The organism is Paenibacillus sp. NPDC057886 (genome assembly GCF_042796655.1).
Lineage (GTDB): Bacteria > Bacillota > Bacilli > Paenibacillales > Paenibacillaceae > Paenibacillus.
Genome location: NZ_JBHVMZ010000003.1, coordinates 399905 through 416481, shown reverse-complemented (window position 1 = coordinate 416481; position 16577 = coordinate 399905). Strand labels below are relative to the sequence as shown.

17 protein-coding genes are annotated in these 16577 nt (G+C 47.6%); all 17 read right to left on the bottom strand.

The window, feature by feature from the left end; all coding sequences use genetic code 11:
* Positions 1 to 28 precede the first annotated feature (28 nt).
* Positions 29 to 1909 (bottom strand): molecular chaperone HtpG, encoded by a 1881-nt coding sequence (gene htpG / locus ACFVQB_RS12495; protein ID WP_379438973.1) that lies wholly within the window; start codon positions 1907 to 1909, stop codon positions 29 to 31.
* Positions 1910 to 2896: 987 nt separating this feature from the next.
* Positions 2897 to 3796: a nickel transporter permease gene (gene nikC / locus ACFVQB_RS12490; protein ID WP_379438970.1), complete on the bottom strand. Its 900-nt coding sequence runs from the start codon at positions 3794 to 3796 to the stop codon at positions 2897 to 2899.
* 24 nt (positions 3797 to 3820) lie between these two features.
* Positions 3821 to 4825: an ABC transporter permease gene (locus tag ACFVQB_RS12485; RefSeq protein WP_024632912.1), complete on the bottom strand. Its 1005-nt coding sequence runs from the start codon at positions 4823 to 4825 to the stop codon at positions 3821 to 3823.
* 155 nt (positions 4826 to 4980) lie between these two features.
* Entirely contained in the window at positions 4981 to 6633 is a 1653-nt protein-coding gene (locus tag ACFVQB_RS12480) for an ABC transporter substrate-binding protein (protein WP_379439733.1), read from the bottom strand.
* Between the two features lie 803 nt (positions 6634 to 7436).
* Positions 7437 to 8375 carry a glycoside hydrolase family 25 protein gene (locus ACFVQB_RS12475; protein ID WP_379438967.1) on the bottom strand — a complete coding sequence of 313 codons (939 nt, stop codon included), beginning with the start codon at positions 8373 to 8375 and terminating at the stop codon, positions 7437 to 7439.
* Positions 8376 to 8980: 605 nt separating this feature from the next.
* Positions 8981 to 9478, bottom strand: a complete 498-nt coding sequence (locus ACFVQB_RS12470) for a phage holin family protein (protein WP_379438964.1) — start codon at positions 9476 to 9478, stop codon at positions 8981 to 8983.
* 317 nt (positions 9479 to 9795) lie between these two features.
* A complete protein-coding gene (locus ACFVQB_RS12465) occupies positions 9796 to 9939 on the bottom strand; it encodes a hypothetical protein (protein ID WP_177031298.1) in 144 nt (47 codons plus the stop codon).
* Positions 9926 to 10381, bottom strand: coding sequence for a hypothetical protein (locus ACFVQB_RS12460; RefSeq protein WP_379438960.1), 456 nt, complete (start codon positions 10379 to 10381; stop codon positions 9926 to 9928). Before ACFVQB_RS12460 ends, ACFVQB_RS12465 begins: the two co-directional genes overlap by 14 nt.
* Before the next feature lie 110 nt (positions 10382 to 10491).
* Positions 10492 to 11040, bottom strand: coding sequence for a hypothetical protein (locus ACFVQB_RS12455; RefSeq protein WP_379438957.1), 549 nt, complete (start codon positions 11038 to 11040; stop codon positions 10492 to 10494).
* A complete protein-coding gene (locus ACFVQB_RS12450) occupies positions 11041 to 11664 on the bottom strand; it encodes a hypothetical protein (protein WP_379438955.1) in 624 nt (207 codons plus the stop codon).
* The gene (locus tag ACFVQB_RS12445) at positions 11664 to 12275 is read right to left on the bottom strand and encodes a pyocin knob domain-containing protein (RefSeq protein ID WP_379438952.1); all 612 of its coding nucleotides are present in this window, start codon (positions 12273 to 12275) and stop codon (positions 11664 to 11666) included. The genes ACFVQB_RS12450 and ACFVQB_RS12445 overlap by 1 nt, the downstream gene beginning before the upstream one ends.
* On the bottom strand, positions 12275 to 12865 hold the full coding sequence (locus ACFVQB_RS12440) for a YmfQ family protein (protein ID WP_379438949.1): 591 nt from the start codon (positions 12863 to 12865) through the stop codon (positions 12275 to 12277). Before ACFVQB_RS12440 ends, ACFVQB_RS12445 begins: the two co-directional genes overlap by 1 nt.
* Before the next feature lie 104 nt (positions 12866 to 12969).
* Positions 12970 to 14109 (bottom strand): baseplate J/gp47 family protein, encoded by a 1140-nt coding sequence (locus ACFVQB_RS12435; RefSeq protein ID WP_379438947.1) that lies wholly within the window; start codon positions 14107 to 14109, stop codon positions 12970 to 12972.
* 4 nt (positions 14110 to 14113) lie between these two features.
* Entirely contained in the window at positions 14114 to 14569 is a 456-nt protein-coding gene (locus tag ACFVQB_RS12430) for a DUF2634 domain-containing protein (RefSeq protein ID WP_379438946.1), read from the bottom strand.
* On the bottom strand, positions 14562 to 14972 hold the full coding sequence (locus tag ACFVQB_RS12425) for a hypothetical protein (RefSeq protein ID WP_379438944.1): 411 nt from the start codon (positions 14970 to 14972) through the stop codon (positions 14562 to 14564). Before ACFVQB_RS12425 ends, ACFVQB_RS12430 begins: the two co-directional genes overlap by 8 nt.
* Entirely contained in the window at positions 14965 to 15951 is a 987-nt protein-coding gene (locus ACFVQB_RS12420) for an XkdQ/YqbQ family protein (protein WP_072734386.1), read from the bottom strand. The genes ACFVQB_RS12425 and ACFVQB_RS12420 overlap by 8 nt, the downstream gene beginning before the upstream one ends.
* Positions 15948 to 16577 (bottom strand): LysM peptidoglycan-binding domain-containing protein, encoded by a 630-nt coding sequence (locus ACFVQB_RS12415; RefSeq protein WP_379439730.1) that lies wholly within the window; start codon positions 16575 to 16577, stop codon positions 15948 to 15950. Before ACFVQB_RS12415 ends, ACFVQB_RS12420 begins: the two co-directional genes overlap by 4 nt.

The following is a 16577-nucleotide window of genomic DNA, read 5'->3' as shown; positions in this document are numbered from 1 at the left end:
CCGTTATATTACTGCAGTATTGCGGATTTTACACCATAACTTTGCAGATGTCATTGGTAAACTCTACCGGGTCTTGAATTGGCAGTCCTTCGATCAGCAATGCTTGATGATACAGCAAGCTTGTGTAAAGGCTCAGTTTTTCTTTATCCTGTGCGAATGCGTCTTTCAAGGATTTGAAGACATCGTGATTTACGTTGATCTCCAGCACTTTATCTGCCTGTACATTTTCGCTGTTCGGCATGGCTTTCAGGATTTTCTCCATCTCAATCGTCAGCTCACCTTCAGTGGACAAACATACCGGGTGGCTTCTCAGGCGTTTGGAAGCTTTAACAGCTTTTACTTTGCCGCCGAGCTGCGCTTGCATCGCTTCGAACAACTCTTTGTTATCGTTGTCCTGTGCGTCTGTCTCTTCTTTGTCTGTACTGTCCTCGATGCCCAGGTCACCGCTAGAGATGGATTTGAATTCTTTCTCTTTGTAGTTTGTAATCATCTTGATTGCAAACTCATCGATATCGTCGGTAAAGTACAAGACTTCATAGCCTTTGTCGAGTACACCCTCGATCTGTGGCAGCTTCTCAATCCGTTCAATGGATTCACCAGATGCGTAGTAGATGTACTTCTGATCTTCCGGCATTCTGGAAACGTACTCGTCCAAGCTAACCAACTTCTTCTCTTTGGAAGAAGAGAACAAGAGCAGATCCTGCAGGGTGTCCTTGTTCACGCCATAGTCGCTGTATACGCCATACTTCAGCTGACGGCCAAACGCTTGATAGAATTTCTCGTAATTCTCACGCTCGTCTTTGAGCAAGCTTTGCAGTTGGCTCTTGATCTTGTTTTTGATGTTCTTCGCGATCAGACTGAGCTGACGGTCATGTTGCAGCATTTCACGGGAGATGTTCAGGGACAGATCTTCCGAGTCCACCATACCTTTTACAAATCCGAAGTAATCTGGCAGCAAATCGCCGCATTTATCCATGATCAATACACCGTTGGAGTACAGTTCGAGGCCTTTTTCATACTCTTTTGTATAATAATCAAACGGTGTGTTCTCCGGGATAAACAGGATCGCATTATATACCACTGCGCCATCCGCGCTGATGTGCAAGTGTTTGAGTGGTTTGTCAAAACCGTAGCGTTTTTCCATATAGAAGTTAGTGTAGTCTTCTTCGGTCAATTCGCTTTTATTTTTGCGCCAGATCGGCACCATGCTGTTCACGGTTTGCTCTTCTTTGTACTCCTCGAACTCGTTCTCCGTACCTTCCTTCGGACGCTGACCTGTCACATCCATCTTGATTGGGTAGCGAATGAAGTCGGAGTATTTCTTGACGATGGATCTCAGGCGGTACTCTTCCAAAAATTCGTCATACGAATCTTCCTCGGTATTTTGTTTGATCGTCAGGACGATTTCCGTACCCACGGAATCTTTCTCGGCAGGAGAGATCGTGTACCCGTCCGCACCTTCGGATTCCCATTTCCATGCTTCGTCGCTGCCCAGCGTTTTACTGGTTACCGTCAGCTTGTCCGCCACCATAAATGCGGAGTAGAAACCAACCCCGAATTGTCCGATGATGTTGTGACCGTCTTTGGCTTCATTCTCTTTCTTGAACGCCAGCGATCCACTCTTCGCGATAACCCCCAGATTGTTCTCCAGCTCTTCCTGGGTCATCCCGATTCCTGTATCGGTCAGCGTGAGCGTACGGTTCTCTTTGTCGATGGTAAGCTTGATGTAGTAGTCCTCTTTGTTGAAGACAAGTGTGTCGTCCGTCAATGCTTTGTAATATATTTTGTCAATGGCGTCACTGGAGTTGGAGATCAATTCTCTCAAAAAGATTTCTCTTTGGGTGTAAATGGAGTTGATCATCATATCCAGCAAGCGTTTGGATTCAGCCTGGAATTCTTTTTTAGCCATGAATAGGTGTCTCCTTTCAAATTTGGATATAGAATGATTTGGTTGAATGTGGAAAGTAACTGAAATAATCCAGGAAGATTAGTAGACTCAAAAACCTTTGATCGCTCTGGTCCACAGATATTGCGATTGACTCTAATGACTCATTGTAAAAATAAGTGCATGACGTTCTGCAATGTAGCCGTTCCGGTTACGAATCGTTTTTCGGATCGCTGTTATCCCCGAATTTTTTTGATTCCCTTTTTGAAAAGGGAGAAATTCAGTGATAAAGGCGAACGCTTCGCTTCCTCCAAATCGATTTCGTCCCCTTCACTACTTTTGCATCTAATCAGGAACTGATTTTAAGGATTGAGATCGTCAATGAAGTGATATCTGCTATAAAGGTGGAGCGCCGCTTCTTCAAGTTTATGTGTCTCCTTAGCTTCGCATGTCCTATTCAAGTTTAACTTAATCCATATTCAAAAACACAATCATTCCATATGTAGTCGTGTAGTAAAAACATCATTTGTTAGCACTCCGATCGTCAGAGTGCTAAACCCTTCCTTTTATATAACATATGGGAAAATTGGGTGTCAATACGAAGGCGGTTATTTTAACAAAATGATCGAATAACACTTCAAGTTTTGCAATCTCTAACCATTTTAGCTCAATACATCATGCAATACAAAAGCCGCCTCGAACCAAAGTTCGAAACGGCTTGGAGACAGATTGTAATGAGTGTGGGCAGCATTGGCAAGCCACACGCTAACGAACCTCACAGACGTTAATTGGCCTTTTTAGGATGATTTCATAATCTAAAGAATCGTAGACACGCTATTTCTCACCTTTAGCCGGCCTTTCGAGACTTTCCGCAGGTTTTCGCAAAATAGCGTGTGTGAGATTGGTTAGACTGAGAAATTGGCAGGAAATCGCAGAATAAGGCTTCCTAGGTTCGTTAGATTTGGAACAGCGTCGGAGGCTCAGTTAGAGATAAAAATAGAGATGCAATCTCTACTTTTTGGCCATCTTTGGATCAAGGGTATCGCGCAGGCCGTCCCCCAACAAGTTGAAGCCGAGCACGGTGAACATGATGGAAAGTCCAGGAAAAATAAGCGTCCACGGCGCTTTTTGCAGAAACTGGCGGGAATCCGACAGCATTTTGCCCCATTCTGGGTCAGGTGGTTGCGCACCCATGCCGAGGAATCCAAGCGCAGCCGCTTCAATAATCGCTGTTCCAATCCCCAGTGTGCCTTGTACGATGAGCGGGGTGAGACTATTGGGCAAGATGTGCCGGAACAGAATTCGCATATTGCCAGCCCCCAGCGTACGCGCCGACGTAATGAATTCCTCCTGTCTCAAGCTAAGTACCCTTGAACGCACCAGTCGTCCGTAGGTCGGGATGTTCACGATCGCTATCGCGAGCAGTGCATTTTGCAAAGATGGGCCGAGAATCGCCACAATGGCAATTGCCAGCAGGATAGCGGGGAAAGCAAGCAAGATGTCAAACAAACGTGAGATGAGCATGTCTCCCCATTTTCCATAATACCCAGCAATCAGACCAAGCAATGCACCCGCAATAATAGAGCCAATAACAGAAAAGAAACCAACCCACAATGAAATGCGCGCTCCGTGCAGCACTCTGGAGAAAACGTCACGCCCGAGATCATCGGTACCAAACCAATGCTCTGCCGAAGGGGCTTGCAGACGATCTGTGAGTACCTGCTCTTTGTAGTCATACGGGGCAATATACGGGGCAACAAAGGCCAACAGGATGAAAAAAACGATAATAATCAAGCCTGCCAGCGCAAGCCGATTTTTCCGAAACGTTCTCCAGGCTTCCCGCCATGGACCTGATGCAGGTGCCGACGCGGCGTCAATGGATGCCCCGGTATTGGTCGATAATTTGGCCATGCGGCGTCTCCCTTCTGTTCATACTCATTTATAACTAATACGCGGATCGAATACGGCGTACAGCAAGTCCACAATCAGGTTGATCACTACGAAAAAGAATGCCACGATCAGAATGCCGCTCTGGATCACGGGATAGTCCCGCGAACTAATTGCTTCATATATATAGCGACCAACACCAGGCCAAGCAAAGATGGTTTCGGTCAGCACGGCTCCACCCAGCAAAGATCCGGTTTGGATGCCGATAACGGTGAGCACGGGAATAAACGCATTTTTCAATGCATGTCCATATACAACAAAAAATGGCCCGAGTCCCTTCGCCTTTGCGGTACGGATATAATCCGAACTCATCACTTCGAGCATGCTGGAACGGGTCATCCGGGCAATAACAGCCATTGGAATTGTACCGAGCGCGATACTTGGCAGCAGCAAATGTTTTGTTACCGTCCACAACTGATCCCAACGTCCGGCAATCATCGTATCCAGCACATACAAGCCCGTAATGGCTTCAATTGGATCACGCGCATTCATTCTGCCAATGGAGGGCAGCCAGTGCAGTTTGTTCGCAAATAACCACTGCTCCATGAGACCAAGCCAGAAGATTGGCATCGATACACCAACTAACGCAATGACCATACAGCAATAGTCGAACCATGAGTTATGTTTCCATGCACTGACGATCCCTGCGTTCACACCAATGATAATCGCAAACAGCATGCTCGCCATCGTTAATTCGAGGGTCGCCGTCAGATATGGCACAATTTCCTGGGCAATGGGAACCTTGGTGCGGATGGATGTGCCCAGATCTCCCTTAAACAGATCGCCCAGATAAGCGAAATATTGTTGAAACCAAGGTTTGTCCAGTCCGAGCTGGTCACGCAGAGCTTGCTTGGATTGTTCGGTAGCCTTTTGTCCGAGTATGGTCTCGGCCGGATCACCCGGAATGGCGTGGATAATGGAAAAGACGATCAGGGTCATGCCCAGCAGCACGGGCAGTAACACGAGTACACGTTTGACGATGTAACTGTTCACTCCTCATTCACCTGCCTTTAACGTATAAAAAGCGCTGGCAGACATGCATGCTTTAGATCGTTACATCCTGATGTGGGTTCTGCCAAGCATTGCGTGTACGCCAGCGCTTTGTAACTAATGGATCTTGATAATACTAAGTTCAGCTCATATATAAGTTATTCAAAATAGGCATTGGCATAGGATTCCGTTCCCAATGGGGACGGTACGAAATCTTTCAGGTTCGCTTTCCCTGCCAGAATCGGAGTGGTGTGCACCAGTGGAATCCATGGAGCATCTTCCTTAATAATCACTTGCGCTTGCTTGTACAGTTCCGCACGTTTGTCCTGATCCGTTTCTTTCTGCGCACTCGTCAGCAACGTATGCAATTCTTCGTTTACGTAGAAGCTGCGGTTGTTGCCCGGGATTGCATCCTTATCGAGCAGCGTGTACAGGAAGTTATCCGGGTCACCGTTATCACCGGTCCAGCCGAGCATGTAAATGTCATCTTTCTCCCCGGCTTTGGCATCATCCAAGTACGTCGCCCACTCCGGTGATTCGATGTTGACGGTCACTCCGATTTTCTCAAAATCGGCCTGGATCGCTTCGGCAACCTTCTTGCCGTCAGGCATATACGGCCGGGATACCGGCATTGCATAGAACGTTACCGGGTCAGGCAATCCATCAGGATAGCCGGCTTCGGCAAGTAATGCTTTTGCTTTTTCCAGATCGTAAGCGTAGTCCTCAATACTGTCGTTATATCCCCAAAGCGTTGGCGGCATTGGGTTCACAGCAGGCTGGGCCTGTCCGGCAAAGAAAGCATCGATAATGCCCTGTTTGTTTACCGCATGGTTGAGGGCTTGTCTTACTTTCACGTTATCAAACGGTTTTTTCTTAAAGTTGAAGCCGATGTATGCCACGTTAAATGGTGGACGCTCGATCTTTTGCAGCTCGCTATTTCCCTCAAGGATGGACAGATCGTCCGGGTTCAGGTCTTCCATGATATCAATCTCGCCGTTTTGCAGCGCATTGAAGCGAGCCGTGTTATCCGGTATGGAACGCACAATCACCTTGTTCAGCTTCGGCAATCCCTCTTTCCAATAATTCGGATTCTTCTCCAGGGTGATGGAGTCGTTTCGCTTCCACTCTTTGAATACAAATGGGCCTGTGCCTACTGGCTCGCTCTTGAAATTCTCCTTTTTCTCCTGAATCGCGGTTGGACTCGCAATGCCAAATGGCGTCATCGCAATGTTTTGCAGGAAAGGCGCTTGTGGCTGGTTCAGGGTGAACTCGACCGTTGTCTCGTCAATCGCCTTTACTTCCTTGATCACACGTGCATCCTCTGGACCAAACATAGAGTCATAATAGTCGAAGGAATCTCCCTCGAATTTATATTCACTAGCAGGATCACTCCATCGGTTGAAGTTGAACACCACAGCCTCTGCGTTGAAGTCGGTACCATCGTGGAATTTCACGCCGGACTTCAGCTTGAAGTCATACTTGAGTCCATCCGCCGAAATCTCCCAGCTCTCAGCCAGTCCAGGGACAACTTCGGTTCCACCTTCTTTGTAGTCCAGCAATGAGTCGAATACCTGATGTCCAATCTTCAGCGACTCCCCATCTGTAATGATTGCCGGGTCCAATGCCACGGAATCTCCGCCGCGTCCCATAATCATCGTATCCTGTGCTGCCACTTCTGCCGGAGGCTCACTACCTTCCGCCGGAGCGGGGGAATTGCCTGTACCCTCGTTACTGGCGCTGGAGCAGCCCGATAGAATCAACACTGTGCTCATGGCCATTGCCATGACCCCGGATAACCACTTTTTTCTCATTCGCATACGTACAACACCCTTCCCTGTCTCATAATGTGTGTGATACCGGCGTGAAAAAACTCCAATGATTGCAATCGATCGGTTTGGTGCTTTGTATCATATGAAAGGCTTTAAATGCCTTTGATACCTGTAATGTGAATCTGAATAAGTTAAAGCGTGTATATGAAATGTAAAACGGGATGTAACCGTACACATTTTGTTAGATTTTTTGGGGTGATGTGACGATTTATAAAAACTGTTGTTGTTGCGTAATAATTGAACTTAGGTCAATAAACAGCAGTAGAATGGTACCGACTTGGTGGCGACCAAATATGGCTGTTTTAGAGAGAACGGTAGTGTCTCCTGGTATGAAGTTTTCTTGGAGTTAGGTCATCATGGCTAAAGTGTAATTGGCAAAAATCTAATGGTGGCGATTAGCTGGAACACAAAGTAGGTAAACAGAACATTTTAGTGGTTTCTCAAACAGGTTGGATTGTGTCATAACGTTGTGAGATTGATCTAGAGATGTTGGATTTTACAACAGGGAGACATTACAATAACTTTTCATGTTAAAGTCTTGTCATGATGAGGAGGATTGTGTAAATAAACAGTAGTGAAAATCGATTTCGTGTAACTTACTTTACATCACATTCATCAATTAGACAAGAGATTTACGGACATAAGTCTTCAACTTTATTATATATGTTAATATCATTTACATAAACCACAAAAAAGGAACACCATTCGACAAAATGCGTCGTGTGTCCCTTGTTGTGTTCCCTCTTTTAAAACCGGGTCCAACGTATATTATAAGTTAGATCAGCTTATTTTTTGAATAAACCTCTGCGGTACATGACCGTAATAAAACGGTAAAAATCATAACTCGCCCCACTATCGATGCTGAACAATGGATTTTTGGTGTCATATGCCAGTGCTGCGTCAACGGCTGCTTTTGCCCAGACTGGAACTTCCATCTGCTGGCGCGCCTGCAGTTTATCGACCTGGGATTTCAACGCATCAAACGCTGCTTTCTCTTCGGTTGTCATCGGTTCGCCCCCTTTCGGTGGTTCGGTTGGATTCGTGGGATTGGTCGGTTCGGATGGCTCTGGCGGCTTAGGTGTTGCTGTTGCATATCTTGCTTTCAATTCCGCTGCCGATCCTTCAAACTCGTTCATATCCACGTTGCCGCTGATCCCGTTCACCTTGCCCGAGTCCGTATACTGCCAGAACGTCCATCGTTTCCAGGCCGGCTGGTCATCCGGTACACGTGTGTTGCTGTAACGCGCAATCCATAGATCGTATGAGCTTATCGAAGGTTCAAAATTGCCGGCAAATGAATTGCCCGTGTATATGATCGGTTTCACACCCGTGAGACGTTGCAATTCCGTTAAAAAAGCCTTGGCTACCGTGTTGATCTGAGCTTTGCTCAGGTTACCCGGATTATTCTCGTAGTCCATGACAGGAGGTAATTGTAGTGCCTTGGCTCCTCCTACTTTTTGCAATGTCGTAGCATAATGCGCCGCTTCAGCCTTGGCACCATCGGTTGTCGTTGCGCGGAAAAAGTGGTACGTTCCGACCAGCATGCCTGCCGCCAGTGCCCCAGTTACGTTTTTTTGGAAATTTGGGTCGGTGTACGTCTGCCCTTCGGTGGCCTTGATGAACACAAATGTCATGTCGCTTGCCTTCACTTTGGCCCAATCGATTGTGCCCTGATATCGGGAGACGTCAATGCCCTGCGTGTTGCCCGAGCTTCTGGTTTGCATGCATCTCACATCCTTTATGCGGCAAATTGCCGTTTGTATCCGCATTTTGCATCATTCGATTCAAACGCTCCGGGTACAAGTATAGACAGACTAAAGCATTCTGATCTATACATTGCTGATGGAAAGTTGCTCTCTGGATTGATGCAAAATGCTCTTATAGTTAATGCTTGGGGATCAGGGGTTGCTTGTGTGCGTGTCCCTGATTGTTGATGAAAGCCAAGTTCGGATGGCTATAGATTACGTCGGTTTTGCTATTTGGGTAAGATAAGATTAGGTGCTGCTTGGTCAGTCTGTTTCGAATTCTATGTCGGTGCTATCTAACTTCTATTGGTAATCTATTGGATTTCCATTAACTAACTAAGGAAAAAATACCGAGTCGGTACGTGACCGTTCCAGATACGGATCGTTCTTCCGATCGCTGTTGTCTCCAAATTTTCTTGATTCATTTTCTTAAAGGTTAGAAATTCGGAGACAAAGGCGACCGCTACCGCTTCTTCAGAATCGATTCCGTCTCCTTCACTACTTGTAGCTAATTGGATCGGACTCTCAATTCGAATATTGCTCTATCTCTTGCTACTAGGCACATTTAAATGAATGCTAAGTCCTTACTTCATTTCATCTCTGGTCTGTTGATCAGTGTCCTCATGTTCTGACTGTACAAAAGATTCTTTGGAATCAGGAGTATAGTTACCGGGAATACCCCCGTCTCCGCCCTTACCCTTGAGCACTTCAATGGCCTGCCGGATCGCAGGCGGAATTGGTGCACCCAATTTACCGCCATTTTCAATAATGGACAACAGCTCATTCGCGATATAAAAAAAGGCGACCGCATCCCTGAACAAATGTCCGTCTCCCAGAACACCGTCCACCAGATGAGCCACCGATACCATTGCAAATATAAATACCTTTCTTGCGATGCCGAACATACCGACATTACTTTCCAGTTTTCCAGTCATACCCGCGCCCGCGATGCCTGTTAGGTAATCGAGGATGACGAATACTAAGAGTACACCTAGCACTCCTGACCAGCCGCCGAAGAAGTACGTTGCCGAACTGCTCATTAGCGCAATTCCCCATTTCCATAGGGTCTCCCATCGTTCCATAGTTTCACCTCCTTTGGCATTAGATATTGGATACCTTAATAGTTTACAGCGCTAATTCTATTCTAATGTCGTTTTGGATATAATAACCTATTTTATAATTTTTCTAATGAAGTCCGACTTTGTAACCATACCACATCCATAATCACCGCACCTATCATCTCCATCATTGCAGCACTACATCAGCTCCTGATATGTCAGCAATTACCCAAACAAAGACGAATAGGAATCCCCCTTCATCTGACCTGGAAATATAAAAATCCCCCAGACCACTCCCACTCCAGAGGGCATAATAAAAGCGCACCACTTGGGTACGCTTGTTAAGCAGATGTTGTGCCGTTGACGACTTCCGTCACGACTACTTTTAAGTTAAACAATGCTGGCACCTGATCGACCTTATACACTCCTGTCATCACAAGACCGACCCACACTTTCACCAAACCGCTATCTTTAGTGTATGTCATAGTTGTTCACCTCCCCCATGACTGTTGCAAGAACCAAACTCAATTCAGCCACGGCTTGCTTTAATTCGGTGTTTTCTTCCTTCATACGCCCATTCTCAGCGGCCAATTCGGCAATTTGAGACGTGAACGAAACCCCTGGCGGTTGTGGTTCTTCGTCACCTTTGGGCGGATATTCAAATAGCGGTTCCAATGTCTCCGGATCGACACGAGCAATCAATCCACCCTCAGCACGATCCAGGCTGTATGCAACATGTTCAAGCTGGATCATGCCCACACTTTCGGGTACTTTATCAGCCAAGGCTTGATACAATTTAAAGTCTTGTTCTCTTGTCGTTTCAACTACGATTCCGGCACTTTCCGGTGTAATTTGAATTACGTTCCCGGATTGCAAGTCGTAGTATATCTTCATTCCGATTTTATTTTTCGGCTCTTGCTCGTTCATTTTCCCACTACCTTTCATTAGTATTATCGGAGAGCGATTCTTCCCCTCGATCCTCTATATCTATATATTATGGCTTGCACAATACCAACACCGTCTCCGATTTTCTTTGTTTACATTGATACAGTCCAATGAGAATCCCATTTCGTTATAATACTTTGTGTCGTCCCGGAATTGTTTGTTGAAACTATGGCTTCCAAGTATAATTCGGTTGACACATCCATATCTTCCGAAATACTGCCTGTCTGTACTTGAAATGCGGCTGTACTTTGAGCAGTTAGTTGCGAGCCTGATAATGCATAAACCACAGTGAAGTATCTTCGCTTCAAGTCAATGATTATAGACAAAATACATAGGTAACCGGAACCTCCAGTGGTGATTAGATTCCGATTGGAATTTTTGCTCCTAAGATTAAAGCCAACTACAATTGCAGGCACAGGAGTATATATATATGGCAATGTCACGTTTTGTACATCTGGCGTAGATGATATAAGTGTTGTACCTGCTGGGAATGTAGCTAATCTCCTCATGATACCTTGTTGATTAACGGATAGATTGTGAGTGGTTTGCGGTAAATATATGCTTTGAGATAGATATTGACCTTGTTCCAGCGGACCATCCAACCCGTAATTATCCAATAAGTAATTATCCATTAGCGGCATTTATTGCACCACCTTTTTGGCTACTATTCCGAATAACGTGCCAGATCCGGAGATTACATTTGCGGTAATCGTTTGCCCTTTTATTAAAAAGAAGTTTGGCATAGGAACTACCAATGTGTCATATGGCTTAATTAATTGTCTGTACATCAAAGCAAAACCGTTTGCCTGGACTACGACTTCTGTAGATGTTGAAGACGGATTGGTAATTATTAAGGACTTTATTAGTCGGTCATTGCTTGCGTCAGGATTTAAGATGGCTGAAGAAGGTACACTTAAGACTCCATTGCTCTTAATGTAAGGGAACTCCGAAGCAATATAATCAACTTCTATTCCACTTATTTGAGAAATCATATTCCCCCCCGGGCAATGGAGTTGTATAGATTCTCCCGGAAGCAAGAATATGTTCAAATCGTTCAATAATAGAGTCTTAAACGACTTAACAACATGATCATACCCAACGGTAATTCCTCCAATTATCATCCTAAATGTGCGGTCGGTTCCGTTGGCTAGACTGCTTAAAAAAATTGATTTTATTACAGTATATTTTCCTTGAGGAGCAGTATACACGCTTGTAGCCGACGTTGGTAGTACTGCCTGATATAATAATTTTATAATGTCTGCCATTAGCTAATCGGCCCCCAAACGTTTCGTTTTGGTGTTTGCAATTCCCAAGGGTTCCAATCAGCATTCATTTTCACCCTTTGATATGTTCTTGTCCCTCCTGGATAATTCGCTTGTGTCAATCTTTGCAAAGTCCAAGTTAAACCAGAATAATTCCGTGTCAACACTTCCACATGGTACGCCCCGCCATTATTGTTAGGACCATTAATGAAACCAGATATAAAGTAAAACCCAGTATTCAATAACGTATTCAAGTCAACCGACCCGGTCAGATTGGTAACAAAACCTTCGTCACTGGTAAGTTTGTATTTTTGCCACGCTTTATCATCCACGTATTGTTGAGCCGCTAATCTAGCATCACTGAGCGCCTTTTCAGTAGGTGCAAGTTTTTCAGAGTCACCATCAATTTTATTGGATAACTGGACCTTCCCTTTCTGCGTCAATGACGCATCAGGAATATCCATCTTGCTCACCGCTTCACGAAGCGTATCCAAATCCGCTTGAGTAGCAACCCCCGCATCAATCTTCTCAAAAATCCCATTAATACTCTCCCGGGTTACGTTCTCATTCCCCAAGGGAAGAGGCAATTTTAGTCGATTCGTTTCTTTTGGCATTACGCCCACACCTCCAGTTCATTCCACGTCAGGGACGCGGCGTCCAGATCATCCCAGGTCATCTGTTTGTTGTCCAGATCATCCCAGATCAAATAGCGATACTCATATTCCACGGCCATATGGGCCGGCTTCAGTTCATCAATTGCACGTTTGAGATCATCGATATTGGGCGGAATGCCCATCGTATCCACAAAACTTACCGTAAAGCTCCACGCTTCCGGCTGAAACGTTACATCTACCTTGCCCCCGGCATACGCCTCAGCCACGTTTGCAACCAATCTCCCCGAAAACTTTCCCGCACCACGCAGCTTTGATTCCACCACGGCACGCCGCTGTTCCACAGGTTTGAGACGATCCGTCTCAATACCGAGCTCCTGCTCCCAGAAATCCAAGCCCCACGTCGCCGTGCGGACAAAGAACTGATCCAATGTCTCATCCAGCGCCTGATACAGCAGATCCATCTCGGTTCCTTTGGACTGCATATCGGCCTGCATAACGCGGGAAGTCTCATAATAACTTGGCAAATACGAGAACAGCTCCATCCCTTTCTCACTCGTCAGTCCAACATTTACAGCAGAAGGAGCACTCATGCTCGGTCCCCTCCCTTCCTTTCACTTCGACGTTCGTAGCATCTCCCAACCTGCCTTCAACTCCACACTCCCAAACTACTTCATCATCCACCATCTTCACTGCGCTACTCATGCACATCCACCGTCCCCAGCACCGCCACCTGACTCGCCGTCATCTCGATATTCTGGTCGCTCACACCATTCACGGTCAGTTCCGAATAGTCGATAATCGGCGGAATGTCGAGCAGGATGGCCGCAATACGGGTATAGCGCACAAGTGGATCGGCAAAAGCCAACTGCTTCAGATACGCAGTCACCCCGCGTTCAATCAACGCCCGTACATCTGCCAACGTCGCATCGCTTGCCAGGGTCAGCTTCACCTGAATGTTCATCGGTACTTCCTCTGCTGGCATCACGGTCACCACCGGGCCAGCTGGTGCAACGCCTTCACCCTGTCCATCCTGCGTCGGGTCCACGTATTTCTGCACAGCCGCTACCAGATCGCTCCCCGCCGCACGTTTGTCCGTATCCAGCAAATACAATCCCACCGTACCCGGCCCTTGCCATAACGGAATAACCCGCGTTGCACCAACACCTGGTACTTCACTGGCCCATTGCACATATTGCGATTTGTTGCCGCTTGTTCCCTGATTGCGGACTTTGGCATAAAAGCGTTCCAGCAGCGCCGTATCTGCCTCGATATCTGCACCGCCTTTGATCACCTCAACGTTGTTTACAGAGGTAACGCCACTCACAGGTGTGGAAAGCACGGTCACGGTGCCCGCAGGCACATTGCTTTCTTTTCCGGCAACGAGCGCCCGCACGCCAACACTACCCAGACCATCTCCTCCCATCTCCACACGACCAACAGTTTCATATTCCAGCGAAGCCTCACCGGAGATTTCATCCGCCAAAGTCGCCACAACCGTACCCGCTGGCACCACTTTACCTGGCGTACCAGCAAATTTCACTGTACCCTGTGCAACCACCGCTGCCCGGCGCGTAATGCCATGCTCTCCTGCCCGCAGATTCAGCTCTTCCGAACGAAAATTCGGATCACTGCTCGCCGCAGTACTGGCAAATCCGCGCCGCAGCAACTCCTGTGCCCAAAGCGCCGCCTCGGACAGCATAAACGCAACCGGAGCCTCCGCATCCCACAGGAACGAACCCTCCGACTTGTCCAGATCCACGGGCAGACGATCTAGCATACGCTGCATAATCTGTTCCTCCGTCTGGTCCTCCAAATAACTCGGAATCTCAGCCATCCCGTCAGATCACCTCACTTTCCAAAATAAACATCTCTTCCTGCACACTCGCCACCCGGCACGAGAACATGCACTGCTCCCGATTCCAATCAAACGTAAACTGGTCTACCGAATCCGTGCGTGGATCAGCCAGCAGCGTCTCCGTAACCATCCGGGTAATCTCACTTTCCATCACTCCACGGCTGTCACCCTGACCCACCAACTCATCCAGCTCTGATCCATAGTTTCGGGAGTAAATCACATGTCTGTACCGCGGCGTCTTCACCGCCTTGATGCACCACTGTACCCAGGCCTCATGCGCACCTGCCGCAGCTACTTTGCCACTTGGAGTCAGCACAAAATCCCCCGCATCGTAATCGAATCGCCAGCTCCGTCCAAATCTGACCTCTTCCGAAGCCATCCCCGACAGATCTTCCTCATCTCCCCATACCACACCCGTTTCCGGGAACAAACTAGGCATTCCCACTCACCACCTTACACAGCACCACAATGTCGTTACCGCCATTCACCCGCATCGCCAGCACTCGGTCCCCAGCCTTCAAGCCTTTATCCAAAGACCAAACCGCTTCTTCCACTTCCTCTTCTTGCAAAAGAAACCTTCCCGTGCTCGTCGTTCCGCCGTTCGCCACGTCAGGTATACCGGAAATCGCACCAGCAGCCTCGCGCTCCGGCAACCCAAGCGTGCCCGGTAACTCGGCCACGAGATAATCCTGTACTTCGTGCTTGAAATCATCCAGCTTCACGCCGGATGAAGTCATCGTACCCAGTACCGCGCCCATGCCGCTCACGGCCTGACGAGTATGCGTACTCATCGCACCCCGCATGACCTCGGCAAAATGCCCGTACGGATCTTCTTTATTCAAGATAAACCCTCCTTTTCACCATCTCGACCGTGCCGAGCTCCAACGTCATCGTTCCAGGTCCAGCAGACAGATCACGGCTAACCGACATGACGATCAGTTTCAGCCCTTTGAGCAGCACTGCGTCTCCGGCACGAATCGTATTCACATCTGGTGCAGATACGGTAAAGGTCTCCTGAATACCGGTCAAACGGCTTTTCGCCAGCTTCTTGGCAGCAGTCGCTGTTTTGACCTGATCGTCCTCGATCAGCTTTTGCAGTGTTCCCAGTTCTGCTACACCATCCTGCTCAATCGCGAGCACTTTGGAAGGAACCTCTTTACCGCTGCTGGACTCCGAGGCCGCCATCACTTTAACTTTCGTGACCGCGCCTTCGAGCGTACGCATCTGGGTCAGATCGATCAGCCGATCCAGTTCGTGCACCTTTGCATTACTGCCCACCTTGAACAGCTGCAACCCGCCCGGCGTCATCCGCGGATGATACATATCCCCACCAGACTTCACCGTTTCCTTTAGATCGGCAAACATCATCGAAAAAATCGTCTGCGACCGATACACCGCTTTGCTTAGCTTTGTTTTGGTATCCGGCAGCGCGGCGTATGGGATTTTCCATTCCTTGGCGTACGTTTTGAGTCGCTGTGTGGCAGTCTGGTCTTTGGGCAGCAGGAACTCATCCTCTGATTTTTCCAGATAAATCATCCGGTCGTAGACAGTCAGGGACAGTCGCTTGGTGCCACTGTTCGAGCTTTCCACTTCCCAGATGACCGCAGGGTGCAGCAGGTGAACCATGGATTTTTCGCCAAAAGGAATCCCGCTGATCCGCACCGCCATGCCTGGTGAGATCGCAGGCAGACCTGAAGATGCAGACACCGCCAGCCGGATGTTGGCCTGATAGGCAATCTGGTCGAGCGAGTCCTTCAACGTAATCGTCTCCACCAGCTTGGTGATGTCATATTTGTCGTCCACAATGACCTTGTAGGTCATGGCATCACCAGCTTTTGTCCTAGCTTGATCCGGTTCGGATCACTGCCGATGGTCTTCGTGTTGAGCTTATAAATCTCGTTCCATTTGGAACTGCTGCCCAGCTCAAGCTTTGCTATTTTGGACAGGGAATCACCGGATTTGACGGTGTATGTCTTGCTGTTCGTTTTTAGATCAGTACGAGAACCCGATTTGCTTGCTGATGTGGCACCGCCAACCTTCTCCACTTTGGAATCCCGCCACGTTCGCAGCGTAATGTCAAAGTAAATATCCCCGCTCTCTCCGCCCCGGAAGGTCGTATTGTGAGAGATCAGATACACCGGCACGTTCACCCCCGTGTTGGTAATGATGAAGCGCAGCGGCTTCTTCGATATCAGAAACGTATTCAGCATGTTCATCGCTACACGCGGATCAGGCAAAGGCTCGTACATGCAATAGGACGCATCATATTCTTTGGGAAAAAAAGAAGAGAAGGTGATCTCCTTCACCTTCTCCCCTTGCGCAAAATCAAACTCGCCATGCTCCAGCATATTAATCGTTTCGTACCCTTTGGATCGGGAGATCGTCAGTTCTTCCGGTTTCACCGGAAATTGAAACTTCGTTTTCCCATCGATCAGGGTAAATTCCAT

Coding starts and splice junctions, on each gene's coding strand:
- ACFVQB_RS12440 (WP_379438949.1), bottom strand. CDS start 12,865: ATGAGTGCTCCTTCTGCTGTAAATGTTGGACTGACGAGTGAGAAAGGG.
- nikC (WP_379438970.1), bottom strand. CDS start 3,796: ATGGCCAAATTATCGACCAATACCGGGGCATCCATTGACGCCGCGTCG.
- ACFVQB_RS12430 (WP_379438946.1), bottom strand. CDS start 14,569: ATGCCTAGTTTGTTCCCGGAAACGGGTGTGGTATGGGGAGATGAGGAA.
- ACFVQB_RS12445 (WP_379438952.1), bottom strand. CDS start 12,275: ATGCCAAAAGAAACGAATCGACTAAAATTGCCTCTTCCCTTGGGGAAT.
- ACFVQB_RS12480 (WP_379439733.1), bottom strand. CDS start 6,633: ATGAGAAAAAAGTGGTTATCCGGGGTCATGGCAATGGCCATGAGCACA.
- ACFVQB_RS12470 (WP_379438964.1), bottom strand. CDS start 9,478: ATGGAACGATGGGAGACCCTATGGAAATGGGGAATTGCGCTAATGAGC.
- ACFVQB_RS12435 (WP_379438947.1), bottom strand. CDS start 14,109: ATGGCTGAGATTCCGAGTTATTTGGAGGACCAGACGGAGGAACAGATT.
- ACFVQB_RS12450 (WP_379438955.1), bottom strand. CDS start 11,664: ATGGCAGACATTATAAAATTATTATATCAGGCAGTACTACCAACGTCG.
- htpG (WP_379438973.1), bottom strand. CDS start 1,909: ATGGCTAAAAAAGAATTCCAGGCTGAATCCAAACGCTTGCTGGATATG.
- ACFVQB_RS12465 (WP_177031298.1), bottom strand. CDS start 9,939: ATGACATACACTAAAGATAGCGGTTTGGTGAAAGTGTGGGTCGGTCTT.
- ACFVQB_RS12420 (WP_072734386.1), bottom strand. CDS start 15,951: ATGACCTACAAGGTCATTGTGGACGACAAATATGACATCACCAAGCTG.
- ACFVQB_RS12455 (WP_379438957.1), bottom strand. CDS start 11,040: ATGCCGCTAATGGATAATTACTTATTGGATAATTACGGGTTGGATGGT.
- ACFVQB_RS12475 (WP_379438967.1), bottom strand. CDS start 8,375: ATGCAAACCAGAAGCTCGGGCAACACGCAGGGCATTGACGTCTCCCGA.
- ACFVQB_RS12415 (WP_379439730.1), bottom strand. CDS start 16,577: ATGGAATTTACCCTGATCGATGGGAAAACGAAGTTTCAATTTCCGGTG.
- ACFVQB_RS12460 (WP_379438960.1), bottom strand. CDS start 10,381: ATGAACGAGCAAGAGCCGAAAAATAAAATCGGAATGAAGATATACTAC.